This is a genomic window from Phyllobacterium myrsinacearum, from assembly GCF_014138285.1.
Lineage (GTDB): Bacteria > Pseudomonadota > Alphaproteobacteria > Rhizobiales > Rhizobiaceae > Phyllobacterium > Phyllobacterium myrsinacearum_A.
This window is the reverse complement of the sequence record NZ_JACGXN010000001.1, coordinates 766,002-788,250: the sequence shown is the minus strand read 5'-3', so window position 1 is coordinate 788,250 and position 22,249 is coordinate 766,002. Positions and strand designations below refer to the sequence as shown.

19 protein-coding genes are annotated in these 22,249 nt (G+C 57.2%); 10 read left to right on the top strand and 9 right to left on the bottom strand.

The features are described 5' to 3' along the window. Positions 1 to 184 precede the first annotated feature (184 nt). Entirely contained in the window at positions 185 to 1,084 is a 900-nt protein-coding gene (gene folD, locus FHW16_RS03945) for a bifunctional methylenetetrahydrofolate dehydrogenase/methenyltetrahydrofolate cyclohydrolase FolD (RefSeq protein ID WP_182547834.1), read from the top strand. Between the two features lie 75 nt (positions 1,085 to 1,159). Continuing rightward, the gene (locus FHW16_RS03940; protein ID WP_182547833.1) at positions 1,160 to 2,122 is read left to right on the top strand and encodes a GlxA family transcriptional regulator; all 963 of its coding nucleotides are present in this window, start codon (positions 1,160 to 1,162) and stop codon (positions 2,120 to 2,122) included. Here FHW16_RS03940 and edd read toward each other — a convergent pair whose 3' ends face one another. From edd to zwf, 3 genes are read right to left on the bottom strand one after another with little or no spacing between them, the layout of a single operon-like run. Continuing rightward, positions 2,123 to 3,940: a phosphogluconate dehydratase gene (gene edd / locus FHW16_RS03935; protein ID WP_182547832.1), complete on the bottom strand. Its 1,818-nt coding sequence runs from the start codon at positions 3,938 to 3,940 to the stop codon at positions 2,123 to 2,125. An 11-nt stretch (positions 3,941 to 3,951) separates the two neighbouring features. Beyond that, entirely contained in the window at positions 3,952 to 4,650 is a 699-nt protein-coding gene (gene pgl, locus FHW16_RS03930; protein ID WP_182547831.1) for a 6-phosphogluconolactonase, read from the bottom strand. Positions 4,651 to 4,652: 2 nt separating this feature from the next. Further along, on the bottom strand, positions 4,653 to 6,122 hold the full coding sequence (zwf, locus tag FHW16_RS03925; RefSeq protein ID WP_182547830.1) for a glucose-6-phosphate dehydrogenase: 1,470 nt from the start codon (positions 6,120 to 6,122) through the stop codon (positions 4,653 to 4,655). Positions 6,123 to 6,280: 158 nt separating this feature from the next. Here zwf and FHW16_RS03920 point away from each other — a divergent pair, with 158 nt between their 5' ends. From FHW16_RS03920 to FHW16_RS03910, 3 genes are all read left to right on the top strand, one after another. After that, a complete protein-coding gene (locus FHW16_RS03920) occupies positions 6,281 to 7,756 on the top strand; it encodes an aldehyde dehydrogenase family protein (protein ID WP_182547829.1) in 1,476 nt (491 codons plus the stop codon). A gap of 53 nt (positions 7,757 to 7,809) precedes the next feature. Beyond that, on the top strand, positions 7,810 to 8,559 hold the full coding sequence (locus FHW16_RS03915) for an SDR family oxidoreductase (RefSeq protein WP_182547828.1): 750 nt from the start codon (positions 7,810 to 7,812) through the stop codon (positions 8,557 to 8,559). Between the two features lie 202 nt (positions 8,560 to 8,761). Then, positions 8,762 to 9,607: an oxidoreductase gene (locus FHW16_RS03910; protein ID WP_182547827.1), complete on the top strand. Its 846-nt coding sequence runs from the start codon at positions 8,762 to 8,764 to the stop codon at positions 9,605 to 9,607. A gap of 50 nt (positions 9,608 to 9,657) precedes the next feature. On the opposite strand, the gene FHW16_RS03905 is transcribed toward FHW16_RS03910, so the two are convergent. Next, positions 9,658 to 11,262, bottom strand: coding sequence for an inorganic phosphate transporter (locus FHW16_RS03905; RefSeq protein WP_182547826.1), 1,605 nt, complete (start codon positions 11,260 to 11,262; stop codon positions 9,658 to 9,660). A 129-nt stretch (positions 11,263 to 11,391) separates the two neighbouring features. On the opposite strand from FHW16_RS03905, the gene FHW16_RS03900 reads away from it, so the two are divergent. Together FHW16_RS03900 and FHW16_RS03895 are read left to right on the top strand one after the other, a co-directional pair. Beyond that, a complete protein-coding gene (locus FHW16_RS03900) occupies positions 11,392 to 12,516 on the top strand; it encodes a beta-ketoacyl-ACP synthase III (protein ID WP_182547825.1) in 1,125 nt (374 codons plus the stop codon). A 1-nt stretch (position 12,517) separates the two neighbouring features. Continuing rightward, a complete protein-coding gene (locus tag FHW16_RS03895) occupies positions 12,518 to 13,270 on the top strand; it encodes a YiiX/YebB-like N1pC/P60 family cysteine hydrolase (RefSeq protein WP_182547824.1) in 753 nt (250 codons plus the stop codon). Positions 13,271 to 13,283: 13 nt separating this feature from the next. Here FHW16_RS03895 and FHW16_RS03890 read toward each other — a convergent pair whose 3' ends face one another. After that, positions 13,284 to 13,871 (bottom strand): TetR/AcrR family transcriptional regulator, encoded by a 588-nt coding sequence (locus FHW16_RS03890; protein ID WP_182547823.1) that lies wholly within the window; start codon positions 13,869 to 13,871, stop codon positions 13,284 to 13,286. Between the two features lie 91 nt (positions 13,872 to 13,962). On the opposite strand from FHW16_RS03890, the gene FHW16_RS03885 reads away from it, so the two are divergent. Next, entirely contained in the window at positions 13,963 to 14,754 is a 792-nt protein-coding gene (locus FHW16_RS03885) for a crotonase/enoyl-CoA hydratase family protein (RefSeq protein WP_182547822.1), read from the top strand. A gap of 1 nt (position 14,755) precedes the next feature. Here FHW16_RS03885 and FHW16_RS03880 read toward each other — a convergent pair whose 3' ends face one another. From FHW16_RS03880 to aceA, 4 genes are all read right to left on the bottom strand, one after another. Then, a complete protein-coding gene (locus FHW16_RS03880) occupies positions 14,756 to 16,042 on the bottom strand; it encodes an NAD(P)/FAD-dependent oxidoreductase (RefSeq protein ID WP_182547821.1) in 1,287 nt (428 codons plus the stop codon). A gap of 176 nt (positions 16,043 to 16,218) precedes the next feature. Further along, positions 16,219 to 17,655 (bottom strand): glutamine synthetase family protein, encoded by a 1,437-nt coding sequence (locus FHW16_RS03875; RefSeq protein WP_182547820.1) that lies wholly within the window; start codon positions 17,653 to 17,655, stop codon positions 16,219 to 16,221. 185 nt (positions 17,656 to 17,840) lie between these two features. Beyond that, the gene (locus tag FHW16_RS03870) at positions 17,841 to 18,074 is read right to left on the bottom strand and encodes an SMc00767 family acetate metabolism repressor (protein ID WP_027230260.1); all 234 of its coding nucleotides are present in this window, start codon (positions 18,072 to 18,074) and stop codon (positions 17,841 to 17,843) included. Positions 18,075 to 18,202: 128 nt separating this feature from the next. After that, positions 18,203 to 19,492, bottom strand: coding sequence for an isocitrate lyase (aceA, locus tag FHW16_RS03865; protein ID WP_182547819.1), 1,290 nt, complete (start codon positions 19,490 to 19,492; stop codon positions 18,203 to 18,205). 250 nt (positions 19,493 to 19,742) lie between these two features. Between aceA and FHW16_RS03860 the strand changes: the two genes are divergently transcribed. Further along, positions 19,743 to 21,164, top strand: coding sequence for a helix-turn-helix domain-containing protein (locus tag FHW16_RS03860; RefSeq protein ID WP_182547818.1), 1,422 nt, complete (start codon positions 19,743 to 19,745; stop codon positions 21,162 to 21,164). Positions 21,165 to 21,261: 97 nt separating this feature from the next. Next, the gene (locus tag FHW16_RS03855) at positions 21,262 to 22,209 is read left to right on the top strand and encodes a DMT family transporter (protein ID WP_182547817.1); all 948 of its coding nucleotides are present in this window, start codon (positions 21,262 to 21,264) and stop codon (positions 22,207 to 22,209) included. The last annotated feature ends 40 nt before the right edge of the window (positions 22,210 to 22,249 follow it).

The window sequence follows — 22,249 nt, the reverse complement described above, 5'->3', positions numbered from 1 at the left end:
ATGTGATCATGCGTGGTTTTGGCGCATTCGCAAGCCCCAGAACGATACTTGGGTCACATCATCGCATTGCCCTTATCGGCCGCTTTCGTTATTGCGTCAGTGAACGCCGTTCTGGCGGTATTGTATTGCCTTAGAATCCTCAGAATGACGTCCATTCCCGAAGCGAGATGCCCAGGAGCAGCACATGGCAGTGACGATTGATGGCAAGCAGATTGCCGAAGACGTGGTTTCAAAGGTCAAGGCGTCCGCCGCCGAGTTGATTGAGGCCACTGGCGTCACTCCGGGTATTGCGGTGGTAATTGTCGGTGAAGATCCGGCCAGCCAGGTCTATGTCGCCTCGAAAGGACGCAAGGCGAAGGAGTGCGGGTTCCATTCCGTGCAGCACACCTTGCCCGAACAGACGAGCGAAGACGAGTTGGTTAAGCTGGTGGAAACACTGAATGCCGATCCAGCCATTCACGGCATTCTCGTGCAGCTGCCTTTGCCCAAGCACATCGATTCAGGCCGCATCATCCAGACCATTTCGCCCGACAAAGATGTGGATGGTTTCCACTTCATCAATGTAGGTAAGCTGGGCACAGGTGAACTAGAGACTGCATTCGTTCCCTGTACGCCTGAGGGCTCGATGCTGCTGATCGATCGTATCCTTGGCCGCGATCTCTCCGGCCTCAATGCCGTGGTTGTCGGCCGTTCCAATATTGTCGGTAAGCCGATGTTCAATCTGCTGCTGGCGCACAACGCCACGGTCACGATTGCCCATAGCAAAACGAAGGATCTTCCAGGTCTGTGCCGCAATGCCGATATTCTGGTGGCCGCCGTTGGCCGTCCGCAAATGATCAAGGCGGATTGGGTCAAGCCTGGCGCAACCGTCATCGATGTCGGTATCAATCGCATTCCGGCCCCAGAACGTGGTGAAGGCAAGACGCGTCTTGTGGGTGATGTCGACTTTGCCGATGTGGCTGGTGTTGCCGGTGCGCTGACCCCGGTTCCGGGTGGTGTCGGGCCAATGACGATTGCAATGCTGATGGCCAATACGCTGGTTGCAGCCCACCGCAGTGCCGGAAAAACACCACCTCGCTTCTAGGGTATTTTCCGGTCAATATGGCCGACGAATACTCTCATCCATTGGTTTACAACCGGATTGTCGTTAGAACAGCATATGCCCGAAGCCCTTAAGGTCAGTAGAACCTTCGCTTTTCTGCTTGTCGACAAATTCCCGATGTTCAGCCTTGCCGCTGCCATCGATACGATGCGCACGGCCAATCGGATGGCCGAAGAGCCGTTCTATGCGTGGACCACCGTGTCTGCCACGGGTGAGGCGGTGACTGCCTCGAATGGTTTGCAGATCAATGTTCAGTATTCGCTGGCAGAACTCCCTGCTGCCGATATTTTCTTCATCTGCGCCGGGTTGACCACGGCGTTTGAGGACAAGCCCAAAGTTATTGCAGCGTTGCGCAATCTCGGACGGCGCGGCGCTGCGCTTGGCGGTCTTAACATCGGCAGTTACATCCTCGCTGAAGCAGGCCAGCTCGAGGGGCATCGCTGCACGATCCATTGGGAAAATCGTGCAGGCTTTCAGGAGCGGTTTCCGCAAATTGACTGCACCGGCAATGTTTTCGAGATTGACCGCAAGCGTTACACTTGTGCAGGTGGAACCACATCGATCGATCTGATGCTGGAGATCATCCGGCAGGATTTTGATCCGGGCCTTGCCAATGAAGTTGCCAACCAGTTCCACCACGAGCGCATTCGCTCGCAGACGGATCGCCAGCGCATCGGGCCCGAACGGGACCTGACGGGGAAATCGGAAAAACTGCGCAAGATCGTCGAGCTCATGGCTGACAATCTCGAGCAGCCGAAATCAGCGGTGCGGCTGGCCAAGGCAGTTGGCCTTTCCGTCCGGCAGGTGGAGCGGTTGTTTCTGCGCCATCTCAATATGACACCGGGCCGCTATTACATGAGTCTGCGGCTGGAACGGGCGCGGGAGTTGCTGCGGCAAACCCATTCGCCCATCCTCGATGTGGCACTGGCAACGGGCTTCACATCCCATTCCTATTTTGCCCAGAGCTACCGGGCACAGTTCGGGCGCTCACCGTCCGATGAGCGCCGCACCACTTATTGATCAGCTGAAAACCGAAGCGCCTTCATCGGCGCGCCCGACAACGTTGCGGAACGCGGCGAACAGCTCGCGACCCATGCCGTAGCTGTTATGGCTGAGGTCCACAATGGGATCAGGACGCGCCGCGAGAACTTCAGGGTCTTCCAGCACATCGAGCGTACCGATTTCCGCATCGAGCCGGATAATATCGCCATCGCGGATCTTGGCGATAATGCCGCCGCTCAACGCTTCCGGGGTCACGTGGATTGCCGCGGGCACTTTGCCCGAAGCGCCGGACATACGGCCGTCCGTCACCAGTGCAACCATATGGCCGCGATCCTGCAGCACACCGAGTGGTGGTGTCAGCTTGTGCAGTTCCGGCATGCCATTGGCCTTTGGGCCCTGGAAGCGGACGACAGCCACGAAATCGCGATCAAGTTTTCCGGCCTTGAATGCGTCCTGCAGGGCTGCCTGGCTGTCAAACACAATGGCAGGCGCCTCGATAATGCGTCGCTCCGGCTTCACAGCCGATGTCTTGATCACGGCGGTTCCAAGGTTGCCCTTCAGCATCTTCAGGCCACCAGTTGCCTGGAACGGCTCCTTGACCGTGGAAAGAACTTTCTTGTCGGCACTTTCCACCGGAATAGGATCGCGCTGTACGGTGCCGTTTTCACCGAGCTTGACCTCGATCGTATAGGCACGCAGGCCTTCGCCCCAGACAGTTTTCACATCCTCGTGCAGCATGCCTGCATCCAGCAGCTCGCGGATGATGTAGCCCATGCCGCCCGCTGCATGGAAGTGGTTCACATCGGCAAGGCCGTTCGGATAGACGCGGGCCAGCAGCGGCACCACGTCGGAAAGGTCCGAAATATCCTGCCATGTCAGCTTGATACCCGCAGCAGCAGCCATGGCGACAAGGTGCATGGTATGGTTGGTCGAACCACCCGTCGCGTGCAATCCGATAACGCCGTTGACGATTGTCTTTTCGTCGATCATCTCACCGACCGGCGTATATTCATTGCCGAGCGCGGTGATGGCAAGGGCGCGTTTCGCGGCTTCGCGTGTCAGCGCGTCACGCAAAGGCGTGCCCGGATTGATGAAGGACGAGCCCGGCGTATGCAGCCCCATGATTTCCATGAGCATCTGGTTTGAATTGGCCGTGCCGTAGAACGTGCAGGTTCCCGGACCGTGGTAGGACTTGGATTCTGACTCCAGCAATTTGTCGCGGCCAACCTTGCCTTCCGCGTAGAGCTGGCGCGTTTTCGCCTTCTCGTCATTGGGAAGACCCGTGGTCATTGGTCCGGCAGGGATGAAAACGGCGGGCAGATGTCCGAATGTCAGAGCGCCAATGACAAGCCCCGGCACGATCTTGTCGCAGACGCCGAGATAGATCGCTGCATCAAACATGTCGTGCGACAGGCCAACGGCCGTCGCCATGGCGATGACGTCGCGGGAGAACAGCGACAGATCCATGCCCGGCTGTCCCTGGGTCACACCATCGCACATGGCTGGCACGCCGCCAGCAACCTGCGCCACGCCACCCGCTTCATGTATGGCCGCCTTGATCAACTGAGGATAGGTTTCGAATGGCTGATGTGCTGACAGCATATCATTGTACGAGGTGATAATGCCGATATTGGCCAGCACATCACCGGCCAGTGCAGCCTTGTCAGATGGCCCGCAGGCAGCAAATCCGTGGGCGAGATTGGCACAGGCGAGAGCCGAGCGTTTGGGCTTGTGGGAGGCAGCCTCACGCAAGCGGTCGAGATAGACATCGCGGGTCGGGATCGACCTCTCACGAATGCGGTTGGTAATGCTTTTGACCCTTTGCAGGACGGTCATTGGTTTTCTCCTTATGGAGCCCAGAAAATCTCAAGATTGATAGGCGTATGGCGCAGGACGGCACGAATGGGCATGTCGGCGATTGCCCCGTTACCAAGCGCCTTATCCAGAACAGCTTTTTTGCCGTCGCCTTCGATGTGCAGAACAACGAAGCGGGAATGGACGATAACCGGCAACGTGAGTGTCAGGCGCGGCTCGCCCGCACCTTCCGCCTGCATCGGCAGTACAAGTGCCGACTGCTCCGTTGAAATAGCATCGGCCAGACGGTCGCCGCCCGGAAAGAACGACGCCGTATGACCGTCGCCGCCCATGCCGAGGATGGTCACATCGAATGGCTGGCCCAAGGCTGCAATGGCTGTTGTCGCCAATTGGACAGCCTCTACCGTGTTCGCAGAAGCATGATAAAGGCCGACGAAATTGGCTTTCGCTGCAGCATTCTGCAGGAGCAGCTCCGTCACCAGCTTCTGGTTGGAGCGATCATTGGATGGCGGCACAAAACGCTCATCCACCAGCGTGACAGTGATCCTGTTCCAGGGCAGCTCCTTGACAGACAAAGCTTTGAAGAAACGTGCAGGAGTTGTGCCGCCCGATACGGCCAGAACTGCCTTGCCGCGCGTGTCGCACGCGGCTTGCAGATGGGCTGCGACACTCGTTGCCAATGCTTCAGCAAGGGCGTTTCCGTCGGCAAAACTGTTCAATGTCTGCTGCATGATCATGTCTCGTGCCAGGTCCGTCCGTCGCGTTCAATCAAGGCAATGGCGGCGGATGGCCCCCATGTTCCAGCGGTATAACCCGCCGCTGACTGGTCGTTGTCGGTCCAGGCTTTCAGGATCGGATCGATCCAGCGCCATGCAGCCACAACTTCGTCACGACGCATGAACAGTGTCTGGTTGCCGCGCACCACATCCATCAACAGCCGTTCATAGGCATCGGGACTGCGCACCTGGAATGATTCCGCAAAACTCATGTCGAGCGGAACGTGGCGCAGACGCATGCCGCCCGGACCCGGATCCTTGATCATCATCCACTGCTTCACGCCTTCGTCAGGCTGCAACCGGATGACCAGCTGATTGGCAACCACACGGCCCGCACTTTCGCCAAAGATCGAGTGCGGAATAGGCTTGAACGAAACGACGATTTCGGACGCGCGTGTCGCCAGACGTTTGCCTGTGCGCAGATAGAACGGCACGCCGGCCCAGCGCCAATTGGCGATTTCAGCCTTGATGGCAACAAAGGTTTCCGTGTTGCTCGCTGAACCGAGTTCTTCCTGATAGCCCTTGACCGGACCACCGGCGGAAGCACCGGCGCGATACTGGCCGCGGACTGTCAACTCTTCTGCATTCTTGGCATCGATACGGGCGAGCGAGCGCAGGACTTTCAGCTTCTCGTCGCGCACCGCATCGGCATCCATGGATGCGGGCGGCTCCATCGCTACAAGGCAGAGTAGCTGCAGCATATGGTTCTGCACCATGTCGCGTAGCGCACCTGCCGTGTCATAGTAACCCGCGCGACCTTCAAGGCCCACGGCTTCAGCGACGGTGATCTGCACGTGGTCAATATGCGCCGAGTTCCACAGGGGCTCGTAAAGCGCATTGGCAAAACGCAGAGCCATCAAATTCTGCACAGTCTCCTTGCCGAGATAGTGATCGATACGGAAAATCTGCTGTTCGTCGAAAACGCTGCCGATTGTATCATTGAGCGCAATGGCGGACTGAAGGTCGCGGCCAATCGGCTTTTCGACAATGATACGGGTCTGGTCGGTGATGAGTTCATACTTCTTCAAGCGGCTGGCGATATCGCCGAAAAGGCTCGGGCTGACCGCGAGGTAAAATGCCCTGATCTTCTTGTTCGCATCGCCGATAGCAGTCTTGAGATCGTCCCAGCCATTGTCGGATGTCGCATCAACGGCGATATAGGAGAGCCGCTGCAGGAATTGCTCGACCTGCTTCTTGTCGATCTCTTCCGGTTTGACGTGTTCCTTGATCGCAGCTTCCGCAAATTTGCGGTAGTCGGCATCCGACATGGCGGAACGCGATGCTCCGATGATGCGGGTGGGTTCCGACAGTTGCCCGTCCCGCTGGCGTTGATAGAGTGCGGGGATCAGTTTGCGCTCGGCAAGATCGCCGCTGCCACCAAATACGATACAGTCAAAAGGTTCGACCGGAATAATCTGACTTGTCATGAGAATGAGTCTCGCTATGCCAAAATGATGCGTTCGCTGATGCAGGCCTGTATAATCTAATCGATTTAAAAAGGCCAGTCCCGATCCGGCTTCTGCGTCAAAATGCATTCCCAAGACGGCTCAATTCCAATACCATTGCTGCAAAGCAGGAAGCCGTCATGGATCAGAATCTCTCCAGAATTGTCGCACAGGATAAGAATTTCCTGAATATCATTAACGGTCGGCGTGTCGCCGCACTCTCTCAGGAAACGATCACTGTTTTGTGTCCGTCCGACGGTTTGCCTTTTGCAACCATCCCGGCAGGCACTGCCGAGGATGTGGACAGCGCCGTGCGTGCGGCGCGGGACGCTTTCGAACACGGTCCATGGAGCAGGATGCCAGCCTTCGAGCGCGGACGACTGCTGACACGGCTTGGCCAGCTCGTCGAAGAGCATGGTGACGAACTCGCGGCCCTTGAATCACGCGATACCGGAAAACCCGTGCGTCAGGGCAAGGCGGATGTCGTGGCAACCGCGCGTTATTATGAATTCTACGGCGGTGCCGCCGACAAGATCCATGGTGACACAATCCCGTTTCTCGACGGGTTCACGGCGCTGACGCTGCGCGAGCCGCACGGTGTGGTTGCCGGGATCATTCCGTGGAACTACCCGATGCAGATCATGGCGCGTGTGGTCGGTGCCGCGCTGGCGATGGGCAACACGCTTGTGATCAAACCGGCAGAAGATGCCTCCCTGTCCGCCATCCGGATCGGTGAACTGGCCATCGAAGCGGGTTTCCCTGATGGCGTTCTCAACGTCATTACCGGCTATGGCCGCGAGGCAGGCGCGGCATTGTCATCCCATCCGGGAATCAACTACGTCACCTTCACCGGCTCGCCGGTCACCGGGACCGCGATCCAGCAGGCCGCGGCCACGAATAATCGCGGTGTCACCATGGAACTGGGCGGCAAGTCCCCCCAGATTGTCTTCGCCGACGCAGATGTGGAAAAGGCCCTGCCGGTTCTGGTCAATGCCATCATCCAGAACGGTGGTCAGACCTGTTCGGCCGGTAGCCGCATCCTGATCGAGCGCCCGATCTATAATGACGTCGCCGCAGCGCTGGGCGAGCGGTTCAGCAAGCTCATCGCCGCGCCGCACGATATGGACCTTGACCTCGGCCCGATGGTGAACCCCGCACAGAAGCGCAAGGTTGAGAACTTCATCACGTCGGCTGCTGAGTCCGGCATTGAGGTTGTTGCCCGTGGCTCTATTCACGTCGATGCACCGGTGGACGGCTATTATGTCGCGCCGGTGCTTTTCGGCGCCGTCGATCCCGCTTCGGTTCTGGCGCAGGAAGAAGTGTTTGGCCCGGTGCTGTCGCTCTTTGCATTTGACGACGAGGCGGATGCCATCAAGCTGGCCAACGGTACGGAGTACGGTCTCGTTGCGGGTATCTGGACGCGGGACGGCGCGCGCCAGCATCGTGTCGCCAAGAAGGTTCGGGCCGGGCAGGTTTTTGTCAACGCCTATGGCGCCGGCGGAGGCGTCGAACTGCCATTTGGCGGTTTCAAGAAATCCGGCCATGGACGGGAAAAGGGTTTTGAAGCGCTGTTCGACATGTCCGCAACCAAAACGGTCGTATTCCGCCACGACTGACTGGCCCAATTCGCAGAACAATCAATCCAAGATCATAAGCATGAGGAAATGATATGACCCGTTTGGCAGGCAAGACAGCGATCATCACCGGCGCAGCAGCCGGTTTCGGCGAGGGGATGGTGAAGCGCTTTGCCGAAGAGGGTGCCAATGTCGTTGTCGCCGACCTGAACCACAAGGGAGCCGAAGCGGTCGCAGATGCCGTCGGCAAAAATGCTATCGCTGTTCAGGCCGACGTGTCGCGCAAGGAAGATGTCGACGCCATGGTCGCCGCGGCCATGGATGCATTCGGCCGCGTCGACATCATGATCAACAATGCCGGTTTCACACATCGCAACGGCTCGATGCTGGAGGTGGATGAAAGTACGTTCGACCTGATCTCGGCTGTGAACATGAAGGCGATCTATTACGCAACACTTGCCGTGGTGCCAATCATGGAAATGCAGGGCGGAGGCTCCATCATCACCACGGCTTCGACGGCTGGCTTGCGCCCGCGTCCGGGCCTGACATGGTACAACGCGTCCAAGGGCTGGGCGATCGCCGCGACCAAATCCATGGCGGTTGAACTCGCACCGAAGAATATCCGGGTCAATTGCCTGTGCCCTGTCGCGGGAGATACCGCGATGCTCAGCCTGTTCATGGGTGAGGACACACCGGAAAAGCGCGCGCAGTTCAAGGCTTCAATCCCGCTTGGCCGTTTTTCAACGCCGCTGGATATCGCCAATGCAGCACTCTGGCTTGCTTCAAGCGAAGCGGAATTCATCACCGGCGTGGCGCTGGAAGTGGATGGTGGGCGCTGCATTTAGGAGTGTGGCAACTGCTTGTCGAACCACGAACCGCGTACAATGCAATTGCAAGGCAAACGGCACTTGCCGTTGAATCACACGATTTTGTCTTGAATGACGTCCACATTGGCCTACATCCAAAGCGTCGTCCAATTTTTCAATGGTTGTTTCTGGTTGATCGAGCACCGGTCAACGGGGCAACGCATCTTTCAAGGACATTCTCATGACATCGAAACCTGTCTGGTTCATCACTGGCTGTTCAACCGGTTTTGGCCGCGAGCTTGCGCGCCATACGCTTGAACTGGGTTATCCCACTGTTATCACTGCGCGTAACACCGCGCAGATTGAAGATCTGGCAAAGGGCAATGAGGACAAGGCTCTTGTGCTCAAGCTTGATGTGACCAAAGCCGAGGATATCGCGGCTGCCGTCAAGGCCGCGGAGGCCCGCTTTGGCCGCATCGATGTGCTCGTCAACAATGCCGGTATCGGCTATTTCGGCTCGCTCGAGGAGAGCGACATTGATGAAGTTCGGCAAATGTTCGAGATCAACGTTTGGGGCCTCGTCAACATGACCCGCGCTGTCCTGCCCGTCATGCGCAAGCAGCGGTCAGGCACTGTCGTCAACATTTCGTCCATTGGTGGTCTGGTCGCCAATCCCGCCGTGAGCTTTTACAACGCCACCAAGTTCAGCGTTGAAGCCTTTTCGGAATCCCTGTCGAAGGAAGCTGCACATCTCGGCATCAAGGTTCTGATCGTTGAGCCAAGTGGCTTCCGAACGGATTGGGCCGGACGTTCGGCCAACGAAGCGCCCAAGACCATTGCAGACTATCGCGAGACATCCGATCAGCGGGCCCAGCAGATCAGAACATCCAGTGGCAATCAGCCCGGCGATCCGGTGCGGGCAGTCAAGGCAATCGTGCAGGCGGTCGAGGCAGAGAAGCCACCGTTGCGGCTGTTGCTCGGTAAAGCCGCGCTTGCCGGTGCGCGCAACAAGATTACCGAACTGCAGCGGGACTTTGATGCCTGGGCTGAGGTCAGCGAAGGCGCCGATGCACCGAAAGCGTCTTAATCAAACAGAAAATGGCCGGCATTACCGGCCATTTTTACAACGTGCCGCCGCTAGATCAGGTGGCGCAGGATCACGAACAGGGTGAAGGACAGGGCAATCGACACCGGCAGTGTCAACACCCAGGCCATCAGCAGGTTGCGCACTGTCGACATCTGCAGCCCTGACCCGTTAGCGACCATCGACCCTGCCACACCCGACGACAGGATATGGGTTGTGCTGACAGGCAGGCCCAGCGTGTCCGCGGTGAAGATTGTCCCCATAGCGACCAATTCGGCAGAGGCGCCTTGTCCGTAGGTGAGGTGGGTCTTGCCGATCTTTTCACCAACAGTCACGACAATACGGCGCCAGCCCACCATCGTACCCAGACCAAGTGCCAGCGCCACGGCAACCTTCACCCAGGTCGGGATGAACTTCGTCGCGTTGTCGATAGCCTGATGGTAGGTCTTGATGGTGGCAAGATCAGCAGGCTGCATCGGCAGCAATTTGGCCTTGTCGATCAGCTTCAGCGCTTCACCGGTCAGATACATGTTGTTGCGGGTGTTGCTGACCATGCCGACGGGAACTGTCGATGCGGAACCATAGGGTGACACGCTGGCATTGGTCTGGTCGATGAACTGACGCAATGCAACGGTGGTTTCATCACTCCATGTCTTGCTGCGCACGGCATTGCTGACCACCGCATTGGCGTCGGTAACAGTGATGCCGGGCTTTTCATAGGAGCGCAGCGTGGTTGCAGCTGCGGTCGCGGCAGATTTATAGGCTTCGAGATAATTGATATCAGGGGTGCGGTTGAGCGCGAACGATGTTGGCACAACGCCGATCAGGATCAGCATGATCAACCCCATGCCCTTCTGCCCGTCATTGGAGCCATGGGCAAAACTGACGCCGGTGCAGGTGAAAATGAGCAGGCAGCGAATCCAGAGAGGTGGAGGTGTCTGGCCTTTCGGCGCTTCGTAGAGGGCTTTGTTCCTGATCAGAAGCTTCATTGCGATAAGCAGCAGCGCAGCCATACCGAAGCCGACGAGCGGCGAAATCAGCAGGGACATGCCAACTTCTGTTGCCTTGGACCAGTCAACGCCGCTGGTGGCAGTGCCGGTCGGTGCGAGAAACTGGTTGGCAAGACCGACGCCGATAATCGAACCGATCAGCGTATGCGAGCTGGACGCAGGCAGGCCGAGATACCACGTGCCGAGGTTCCACAGGATGGCGGCCGTCAACAGCGAAAACACCATGGCAAGACCGGCGCTGGAGCCGACCTGCATGATCAGTTCCACCGGCAAAAGCGAGATGATACCGAAGGCGACGGCACCGCTGGCAGTCATAACTCCGAGGAAATTGAAAATACCCGACCATATGACGGCGATCTCGGCGGGCAGCGAGTTGGTATAGATCACCGTTGCAACGGCATTGGCCGTATCGTGAAAACCATTGACGAATTCAAAACCCAGCGCGGTGACAAGCGCAAGGCCGAGCAGTATCCACGGTACTGCAACCGAACTGGTCAAATCCTGGGTAAGCGAGTATCCGACATAAAAAAGGCCGGCGATCAGGATGGCGACGACAGCATAATTCGGCCAATTGCCTAAATTGCTTGGCTTGTCGAGCGGGTGTTCGTCTTTCAACAATCGTGCATCAGTCGCATTGCTTATCGTCATCAGAAAATCCCCGGTATTTATTTCAAACACTGGGGAAAACTAAGACTGACGCATGAACCCTTGATGACAACTTGCGCGAGGACGTCTGAGCGTCTAACGCTTGAGATAGATAAAAACTATGGAAACGCCATGCACAAGGTCGTCATAAGCGGTACCGGTGTCTTCACGCCGGAACTCTCCATCAGCAATGCCGAGCTCGTTGAAGCATTCAATCGCTATGCTACGCAGCAGAATGAAATCCATGCCGACGAGATTGCAGCGGGTACGCGCGCGCAGCTGACCATGTCCGCTGAAGATTTCATTTTTCGGGCATCGGGGATTGAGCAGCGCTATGTCCTCAACAAATCAGGTATTCTTGATCCGGAAATCATGCATCCCATCCTGCCGGAGCGCAGCGACGATGAGTTGTCCGTTATGGCCGAAATGGCTGTAAAGGCTGCCACCGAAGCTCTGGCGAAGGCCGGACGCACCGCAGCCGAAGTGGATGCCGTGATCTGCGCTGCCTCCAATCATGAGCGCGCTTATCCCGCCATCGCCATTGAGGTACAGGAAGCGCTGGGAATTCAGGGTTTCGGTTTCGACATGAATGTAGCCTGTTCGTCGGCGACATTCGGCATACAGGCGGCAGCCGATATGATCCGCTCGGGGTCAGCCCGCGCCATCCTGATGGTCAACCCGGAGATTTGCTCCGCCCATCTCGAGTGGCGCGACCGCGACTGTCATTTCATTTTCGGTGATGTCTGCACGGCGGTGCTTCTGGAACGCGACGACCTTGCAACGGCGCCAGACCGGTTCGAGATTGTCTCGACCCGCTGCCTGACCCAGTTTTCCAACAATATCCGCAACAATAACGGCTTTCTGCGCCGTACCCGCGAGGGTCATATGACCGATCGCCGCGACATGTTGTTCCGTCAGGAAGGAAGGAAGGTCTTCAAGCAGGTCGTGCCGATTGTTTCCGATCTGATCCTGACGCACCTTGCCGACGAAAATATCGCACCGGCGCACGTTGCGAGGCTGTGGCTGCATCAGGCCAACAAGGGCATGAATGATCTGATCGGATCGAAGGTGCTTGGCCGCGAACCCGAAGCCGGTGAACAGCCGAACATCCTGCAGGACTATGCCAATACGTCGTCCGCAGGCTCAATCATTGCCTTCTCCCAATACTCCGATGACCTTGCACCGGGCAGCCTCGGCGTTATCTGCTCTTTTGGGGCAGGATATTCGGTGGGTAGTGTGATCGTGAGGAAGATCTAACTTGGCCTCATCGACACCTCTTGTGGAGTTGTCGCGACCTGATCCCGCGACTTTTGAGTCAGGTGATCTTGTCTGGCCAAAGAAGCCGGGCGTTATCGTTCCCTATTCCGTATCCTACGCCCCTCACATGAAACAGGTTCCTACCGACTTTTATGATGAGAAAAAATTTGAGGCTGAGAAGAACGCATATTTAAAACGTGTGGCAAAATTCGATCCGGATTTCACCGCAGCGGAAGAAGATCACTTAAATCGGCTGGATTTTGAAGAGTTTGCCAAGGAATTTCACGGGTCTCAAAGTCTTGATACGGAATCGTTGGGGACGGAATCAATCGTCTACGTCGGTCATGTGGCTATCATTGAGATTGAGGCCGGCCAGCCGTTTGTGATCGAGGCGATCTCGGGTCAAGGCGTGATCAGGCACGCATACGAAGACTGGCTTGCTTTGCGTCCCGGCGAAGAAGTATGGCATGGCCGCGTTCATGACTTGTCGAACGAACAGCGCTCAGAAATCCCAGCTGAAGCAAGAAAGTATCTTGGCCGTCCCTACGAATTCTTCAATCTCGATTTGAATGACGATTCCGGATTCTATTGCTCGAAGCTGGTTTGGCTATCGATTTTTCGCAGCCTGCATTTTGCGATAGATGGCAATCCGGACAGCAAACGGTTCATCTGGTTTTCCCCCAAGCAACTAATGAATGCCAGCAGAGTGCAGGTTCTCTATAGTCCGGGAAACTATTTGAATCATCGAATCTGATTGAAGGTCATTCTCAACCGACATTCCTGATTTCAGACGCGCGAACAAGTGTTGCTGCCGCTTTGCCTGCGGCCTCGATGTAACTCGCATCGCGGTGGACGAGCATGACGGAGAAGGCGCCGTCCATCAGGAGCACGACCTGCCGGGCGAGGAGTAGCGGTTCCACTAAACCGGTGGTTGCCAGAATATCGGCCAGCCATGTCTCAAATTTCTTCTTGTGTGCGGAACCGATCTTGATGGCCGGATGGCCGGGCATGTTGGCCAGTTCGGCAGCCGTCCGCAGGAAACCGCAGCCCTTCCATTTTTTGTGCCGCGCAGCTTTGGCCAAATGGGTGAAGATCGCTTCGACCCTGTCTGCAACAGTCCCGCCTTCATCGTTGAACCACTTGGCAAAGAGCGCAAGATTGGGCTGGTCGCGCGACTGGAGATACGCGGCGATCAGATCGTCCTTGCTCGTGAAATGATAGTACAGTGTCCGTTTTGTCAGCCCAGCGGCCCCGGCAACAGCATCCACGCTGACGGCTCGAATGCCTTCCGCATAAAACAAACAGTTGGCAGCATCAAGAATACGGTTACGGGTCGGGTCTGAGGTCCTTGGCATAGCAAAAAAGTATACTAAGCAGTGAGTATACACAATGGATATCAGACAGTAGACCTTCAGCCTTGATCCCCTGGTATGAAAGGCAAAGCTGATGGCCGATCCCGTGATTTTTGAAGTAAAAGGCAACATTGCGTTTCTGACCCTCAATCGGCCGGAAAAGCTCAATGCCTTGAATTATGCGACCAATGATCTGCTGCTCGCACTTCTCGATCGCATCGAAGCCGATGCCGGTGTCCGTGCCATCATTCTGACAGGCGCCGGTGACCGCGCGTTTTCAGCCGGCGGAGACATTCATGAGTTCTCGCGAAACATAGGTGAAGGTGTCGATATCGCGGTCAAGGAGTTTGTGCGCAGGGGACAGGCGATGACCGCGCGCATGGAAGCATTCCGAAAGCCGATCATCGCTGCCGTGAATGGTATTGCCTTTGGTGGCGGTTGCGAAATCACCGAGGCGGTACATCTGGCCGTCGCAAGCGAACGGGCCATCTTTGCCAAACCGGAGATCAATATCGGCATTCCGCCGACCTTTGGGGGTACCCAACGCCTGCCGCGCCTTGCCGGCCGCAAGCGCGCGCTCGAACTGCTACTGACTGGTGATACGTTTTCAGCGGCCAGAGCTCTGGAACTCGGGCTCGTCAACAGGGTGGTTCCTCATGATGAGCTGATCCCGGCAGCGCTTGATCTTGCCAATCGCATTCTTCGCCATTCCCCGGTGGCGGCTGCGGGTATCATTACCGCTGTTACGCGCGGTTTGAACATGACAATCGGCGAGGGGCTGCAGATGGAAAGCGAGCAGTTCGCCCGTGTCGCCCCCTCTTATGATACGCGGGAGGGTCTGAACGCGTGGATCGAGCGGCGCACGCCAATTTATAGAGGCAACTAGTCTATATCCGGTCCATCAGGGCATACCAGCTGAGTGCCAGAAACAGCAGCGGTGCGCGCAATGTACGCCCGCCGGGGAAGGCTGGTATCTTCAGGTCCTCCAGCAGTCTCAGGCGATCACGATTGCCCGCGACGGTTTCGGCATAGAGCTTGCCGACATAATTCGACAACATCACCCCATGACCGGAATAACCGCCTGCTGAAATGACATTGGGCATCACCTCGCGCACGAAAGGCTGCCGTGGCAGGGTGATTCCGACGGAGCCGCCCCAGGCCTGCGTGATTTCCACGTCGGCAAGTGCCGGATAAATCTCGGCGATCTGCCGGCGAATATGCGTGCTGATATCGAGTGGATTGTCTGCCGTATAGGCTTCCCGTCCGCCGAACAGCAGCCGCCCATCCTTCGAGCGGCGGAAATAGCGCACGACAAAGCGGGAATCATCAACACTCTCGCCACCCGGCAAGACAGGGCTGTTATCGCCGAGCGGAACCGTAGCGCCGATAAAGGAGCGGATCGGCATGACGTGCGAAGCGCTGACCGGTTCAAGGTTGCCGCCATAGGCGTTGACGGCAATCAGGCATTTGGCGGCACTCACATTGCCTTTGGCCGTTGCCACGGTAATCCGGCCATTGTCGGAGGTGATGTCCGTAACTTTGGTGTTTTCGTAAAGATGCGCTCCGGCCTCTGCCGCGGCCCGTGCGGTCCCGACGACGAGCTTCATCGGCTGGATATGACCGGTGCCCGCATCGTAAACGCCGCCGAGATAGCGCGTGGAGCCAAGACGTTTCGCCGTCTCCGCAGCATCCATGTAGTGAATGTGCGGATAGCCGAAACGGTTTGCCATCAGCTCCGCATGGGACTGGTAATCCTTGAGGTAACGCTTCTTGTGCACAACGGACATTTGTCCCGGCACAAATTCGATGTCGATCTTGTGTGTGTCGGCAAACTGCAGAAGGTGTGCTTTCGCTTCTTCGGCAAGGTCGAACAGCGCCTTGGCGCGGGTGAAGCCGTACTGTCCTTCCAGTTCCTCCGCCCAGGCGCGTTGCCCCGTGCCAAGCTGACCACCATTGCGGCCCGAGGCGCCGTCGCCAAACCGACAGGCTTCCAGCAAGACAACGTCGACGCCTGCAGAAGCGAGGTGAACAGCCGCAGAAAGTCCGGTAAAACCGCCGCCAACGATGACAACGTCAGCGGTGCGCGAACCGTCCAATGCCGGATATTCAGCGCGGTCGGCAATGGTTGATTCATACCAGGAGATGCCGGGGGAAATGGGGGATTGGTAGGGCATTTTATGAAGCAATCTTGTTTGCTGGTTTGCTGCACGACTGTTGTGCATGGTTCGACAAGCTCACCATGAGGGAAAGGTATTGGCTGCAATACCCATTCTGCAGTCCTCGATCTTCCTCATGGTGAGCTTGTCGAACCACGCACAGAGTTCTTGCAACCAAAGCAACCTCACTCAAATCAGACGTTCAACAGCAGATATTCACGCTCCCAAGGGCTGATGACCTCCATGAAAGTCTCGAATTCCGCACGCTTGATGGCCGCGTAGGTAATGGCAAAGGACTGTCCCAACATGGCCGTCAGGTCCTTGTCCTGTTCGAACAATATGGTCGCCTCGATCAGTCCGCGCGGCAGTTCGATCAGATTGTCATTGACTGTGGTTGAGGCTGGAGCATCCGGCTCGATCCTGTTGTTCATACCGAGCAGGCCGCAGGCGAGTGAGGCTGCCAGAGCAAGATAGGGATTGGCGTCCGATGATGGAATCCGGTTTTCGACGCGCCGGGCAGCGGGGTCCGAACGCGGGACGCGGAAGGCCGTCGTGCGGTTGTCGTAACCCCATTTGACATTGACCGGTGCAGAAGCGGCGGGTGTCAGTCTCCGGTAGGAGTTCACATAAGGTGCGAACATCACAAGCGAAGCCGGAACATGCTTCTGCATGCCGCCGATGAAATGCCGGAATGCTTCACTTTCCGTACCATCGGGATTGGAAAACACGTTGCGACCGGTTTTCTTGTCGATGATGGACTGGTGAATATGCATGGCCGATCCGGGCTGGCCCTGAATAGGCTTGGCCATGAACGTGGCATACATGTCGTGTTTCAGCGCCGCTTCGCGGATGGTGCGCTTGAAGAGGAAAACCTGGTCAGCAAGCTCGACGGGATCGCCATGGCGCAGGTTGATTTCCAGCTGTGCCGCACCTTCTTCGTGGATCAGCGTGTCGATCTCCAGACCCTGTCCCTCGGAGAAATGATAGATATCGTCGATCAGTTCGTCGAATTCGTTGACACCGGCGATGGAATAACCCTGGCCGCCGCCGATGGCGCGACCGGACCGGCCGACGGGTGGGGTCAGCGGATAGTCAGGATCCGGGTTCTTCTTGACGAGATAGAATTCGATTTCGGGAGCCACAACGGGCCTCAGGCCCTTCTTGCTGTAGGCGGCGACAACGCGTTTCAACACGTTGCGCGGCGTAAACTCCACGGCTGCGCCGTCCTTGTTGACGAGGTCGCAAATGACCTGCGCGGTCGGATCGCTCTCCCAAGGTACGACGGAGAGGGTCGAAAGATCGGGCATCAGCTTCAGATCGCCATCGTCTTCCGGGTAGGAAAAGCCATGACCATCCTCCGGATAATCACCAGATATGGTTGCCATGAACACGGCGGATGGCAGCGCCAAAGATGTGTTGGAGGTGAATTTTTTCGACGGCATCATCTTGCCGCGGGCAACACCGGCCTGATCAGGGGTGATGCATTCGATGTCTTCGATATCCCGCCAGGCCAGCCATTCAGAAGCTTCACGCCAGTTTTTTACGCCCCGCGTGGCTTTGACATAGGCAGGCGTACGCCGCCGCGTTGAAGTAGTCCGTGCGGGTTTCTTCTCAGGGGTTTCGGAAGGCATCAATCACCAGAATTTATTGCGGTTTGAGGATGATAGATCAAAACCGATCACTATGGGAAGGCTGGCGCACGAAAATTGTAGTGGTGTTTTTCGCCCTCAAAAACCAGAACCGCCCGCAATTGCTTGCGGACGGTTCGGCGCGCCGTGCTGGTTCCAGACCGAAACCAGAGAAGGCCACGGTGAGCTTATTGTCGGGTTACAACAACCGGTATCAGAAGATCACCCCAGTTGCCGTCGCCGCCATGGTGACGGGCGGAGCGTACGAGCTCCACGGACACGCCGGCATCCACTGCCTTCATGACGGATTGGTTGAGGCGATGCAGATCATTCGCGACCATGCGAATGACAGCCTGCTGGTCTGCATTCATGGCCGATGATTGCTCCTCGGCCCGTTCCTTCACGCGTGTCTGCGGTGCCATGATGATGCTCCTTGTTTCTGGCGTTGCAGTGGGCAGTCATTGTGACTGCCCGGGAACAATCGGGATGATTGTTCCCTGTGGACCGGCGGCATGTAAGGGCCTCGCCGACGGTCCGGATTGATTGCCTGTTATTCGGCTGCCGGACGGAACTGCGCCGTCTCGGTCGATTCTTTCATGGCCGTCGTCGAAGACTGCCCGCCTGTGATAGCTAGCGAGACCGCATCGAAATAACCTGTACCAACTTCGCGCTGGTGCTTCGTGGCGGTGTAGCCGTTTACCTCGGCTGCGAATTCCGCTTCCTGCAGCTCTGAATAGGCGGACATCTGACGCTCCTTGTACCCACGAGCCAGCTCGAACATGCCGAAGTTGAGCTGATGGAAGCCAGCCAGCGTGATGAACTGGAATTTGTAGCCCATCGCGCCCAGCTCGCGCTGGAACTTGGCAATCGTCGCTTCGTCCAGATGCTTCTTCCAGTTGAACGAGGGCGAGCAATTGTAAGCGAGCAGCTTGTTGGGATGCTCCTTGCGCACACCTTCGGCAAAACGCTTGGCCTGTTCGAGATCAGGCTTCGACGTCTCGCACCAGATCAGGTCCGCATGCGGTGCATAGGCAATTGCCCGGGCGATGCAGGAGTCGAGACCGTTCTTGACCTGATAGAAGCCTTCGGTGGTCCGCCCGGCATCATAGTCAACGAAGGGGCGATCGCGCTCGTCAATATCGGAGGTCAGAAGCTTTGCCGCTTCTGCATCCGTGCGAGCAATAACCAGCGTCGGCGTTCCCATCACGTCGGCAGCAAGCCGCGCGGCGTTCAGGTTGCGGATGTGGGCAGCGGTCGGGATCAGAACCTTGCCGCCGAGATGGCCGCACTTCTTTTCCGATGCCAGCTGATCTTCATAATGCACGCCTGCGGCGCCTGCCTCGATGAAAGCCTTCATGATCTCGAAAGCATTGAGCGGGCCGCCAAAACCGGCTTCCGCATCGGCGACGATCGGTGCGAACCATGTATCAACCGACAGGCCCTTGCCTTCCGCTGTCTCGATCTGGTCAGCACGCTGCAGGGTCTTGTTTATGCGCTTTGCAAGTTCCGGAGCAGCATTTGCAGGATACAGTGACTGGTCTGGATACATGGAGGAAGCGGTATTCGCATCAGCTGCAACCTGCCAACCGGAGAGATAAATCGCCTTGAGGCCCGCACGCACCATCTGCATCGCCTGATTACCCGAGAGCGCGCCAAGAGCATTGACGAAACCTTCTTCGTGGATGATCTGCCAGAGGCGGTTGGCTCCATTTTCTGCAAGAGTATATTTGATCTGAACCGAACCGCGCAGTCTTTTGACATCGTCAGGCGTATAGGGACGTTCAATACCATCGAAACGGCCTCCCGGGGCATTTGGTACAAGATTGTAAAAATCGGTCATTGTTTTTCTCCAAGCTCTGTTGAGGCGATCGCAGACAAGTCAATTGGGAGTTTCGATGGCTGCGTTCATGTGACTGAATTTACATTGCGGCGCAGTAATTCCAATAAATATCGCTATAAATGGCGGATTTATCGAGTTAGCATGTCTCGGCTTTGACAAATGTGATTTGTAAATTTGTAAATTTTGTAATAATGGTCGGTGGTCTAAAGTTATGTAAATTTTGTCAATATTGCTGACATAAGGGATGAAAATGGCCGAGGGCAAGATATTCGCCGGTCCACGCATCAGGCGCATTCGCAATGAGCAGGGGCTGACGCAAACGGCCATGGCCGAAGCGCTGGGTATTTCACCCTCCTATCTCAATCTGATCGAGCGCAATCAGCGACCGCTGACGGTCCAGCTGCTGTTGAAGCTCTCATCGACCTACAAGATCGAACTTGATACGCTGCAGGTCGAAACGGGCTCATCGATGGCAGCGTTGAAGGAAGTGTTTTCCGATCCTCTGCTCAATGGCGAATTGCCCGGTGATCAGGAGTTGATCGAGATCGGTGATGCCGCGCCCAATGCGGCAGCGGGGATCGTCAAGCTGTACCGCGCCTACCGGGAATCGCTGGAACGCCTGTCCGATCTCTCCGGGATGCTGGCAAAGGAAGGGCACGTGCCGTCACTGTCAGCCACGCGGTTACCGCTCAGCGAGGTCCGTGAAGTCCTCGAGCGCAAGCCCAACCATTTCGGCCGGATCGAAGGGGAGGTTGATAGCTTCATTCACCTGATCAAGCCGGGCGATGATTTGCAAGGAGCTTTGAAAGCCTGGTTGAAGAGCGAGCATGGAATCACGGTGCGCGTCCTGCCCGTTGCCACCATGCCCAATTGGCGGCGGCGCTACGACCGGCATTCACAGCGCCTGTTTATTTCGGAACGCCTGTCGCCATTCGATCAGTTGCGTGAACTGGCCATCGAGGCTGTTCTGATCCGCATGCAGGTGGTGATCGCCGCAGAAATTCAGGAATTGAAACTGTCCTCCGATGAGGCGCGCCGCATTGCCCGGTTCGAACTCGCTCGCTATGCAGCACAAGCCCTGATGATGCCGTATCAGGCGTTTCAGACCGCCGCGCTGCGTGCCCGCTATGATGTTGATGTTCTGCGTTCGCGCTTCAACGTATCCTTTGAGCAGGCGGCGAACCGGCTGACAACTCTGCAAAGGCAGGGTGCAGCAGGAATTCCGTTTTTCATGTTGGAAGTGGACCATGCCGGCAATCGGTTCCGCCGGGCCGGGGCACAGGGTTATCCGCAGTCACGCTTTGGCGGTGAGTGTCCAAAGCTGGCGGTGCACGCGGCCTTCGCCCAGCCGGGGCAGATTCTGGTCGAGGCTATTGAGATGCCTAGCGGAGCTGAATTCATGACCATTGCCCGTACGCTTGAGGGACCGCAGGGCGGTTTCAATGAACGGCCCCGGCGCACGGCGATTCTCCTCGGCTGTGATATCGGCTTTGCCGATGAAACGGTTTACGGCGCTGCCTTGGGCGGCAAGAATATCGGCGCAACGCCGGTCGGTCCGGCTTGCCGTCTCTGCGAGCGCTCCGCCTGCCTTTCGCGGGCCGAACCGCCGGTTACCCGCCCGCTGGGGCTTGATGAGATGGTGACCGGCCTGAGCGCCTTCGACTTCCAGTAATACCACTGGATTTACAAACAAAAACGATGCAGAAAAACGACAATATCCAGTCGTTTCCCAAGCTCACAACAGATTCGAAATTTGGCATTGTATTGTCATGAGTGTTTCGTCGATCCCTTTGCCGCCTGTCGCCGCGCCCGATCCTGCCAAAAGCGCATCGGATACGGTGGTCGGCTGCCTGCTGGTTGCGGGCTCGGCAATCGCATGGAGCACGGGCGGCGCCCTGACGCGCTTTCTTGACGCCACGGATAACTGGACTGTCGTATTCTGGCGGTCTGTATTTGCCGCGCTTTTCCTTCTGTGTTTCATGCTTGTCCGCGATGGTCCGCATGGCACGTTACGGCTGTTCCGGAACATGGGTCTGGCCGGGATGGGCGTCGGTATCTGTTTTGCCATTGCCTCGTCCTGTTTCATTGTTGCATTGTCCTATACGACTGTTGCCAATGTCCTGCTGCTTCAGGCGGCGGTGCCCCTGCTGGCAGCCCTGATTTCATGGGTGCTCTTTCGCGAAAGGGTGAGCCTCGCCACATGGGGCGCAATTGCCGTTGTCATCGCAGGCGTTGCCATCATGGTTTCCGATTCGCTTGATGGCGCAGTCTCTCCCATTGGCGATCTTCTCGCACTGCTGATTGCCGTATCGTTCGCGTCCGCGACGGTCATTACGCGGCGCAAGGCGCATTTACGCATGACGCCTGCGGTTTTTCTCGGTACCGTCATGGCTGCCGTTGCGGCATCCATGATGGCGGGTTCGTTCTCGGCAAGTCCGGGCGATTTTGGCTTCCTCCTCGCACTCGGCGCCGTCAATCTCGGCCTTGGCCTGGCGCTTTTTGTCAGTGGAGCCCGTCTTATTCCCTCGGCTCTGGCCGCGCTTATCGGCACGCTCGAGCCGGTGCTTGGACCAGTATGGGTCTGGCTTTTCCACAATGAGGTGCCAGCCGAACGGACCGTTTTCGGTGGCGGCATCATCCTCTGCGCCTTGCTTTTCCATCTTGGCTGGGAATACCGGCGTCAGCGCACGGCGATGGTTCGAAAGCAGCCCGCCTGACACCCCGTGCGCCAAAATGCTGCATTCAAAATTTCGTTCA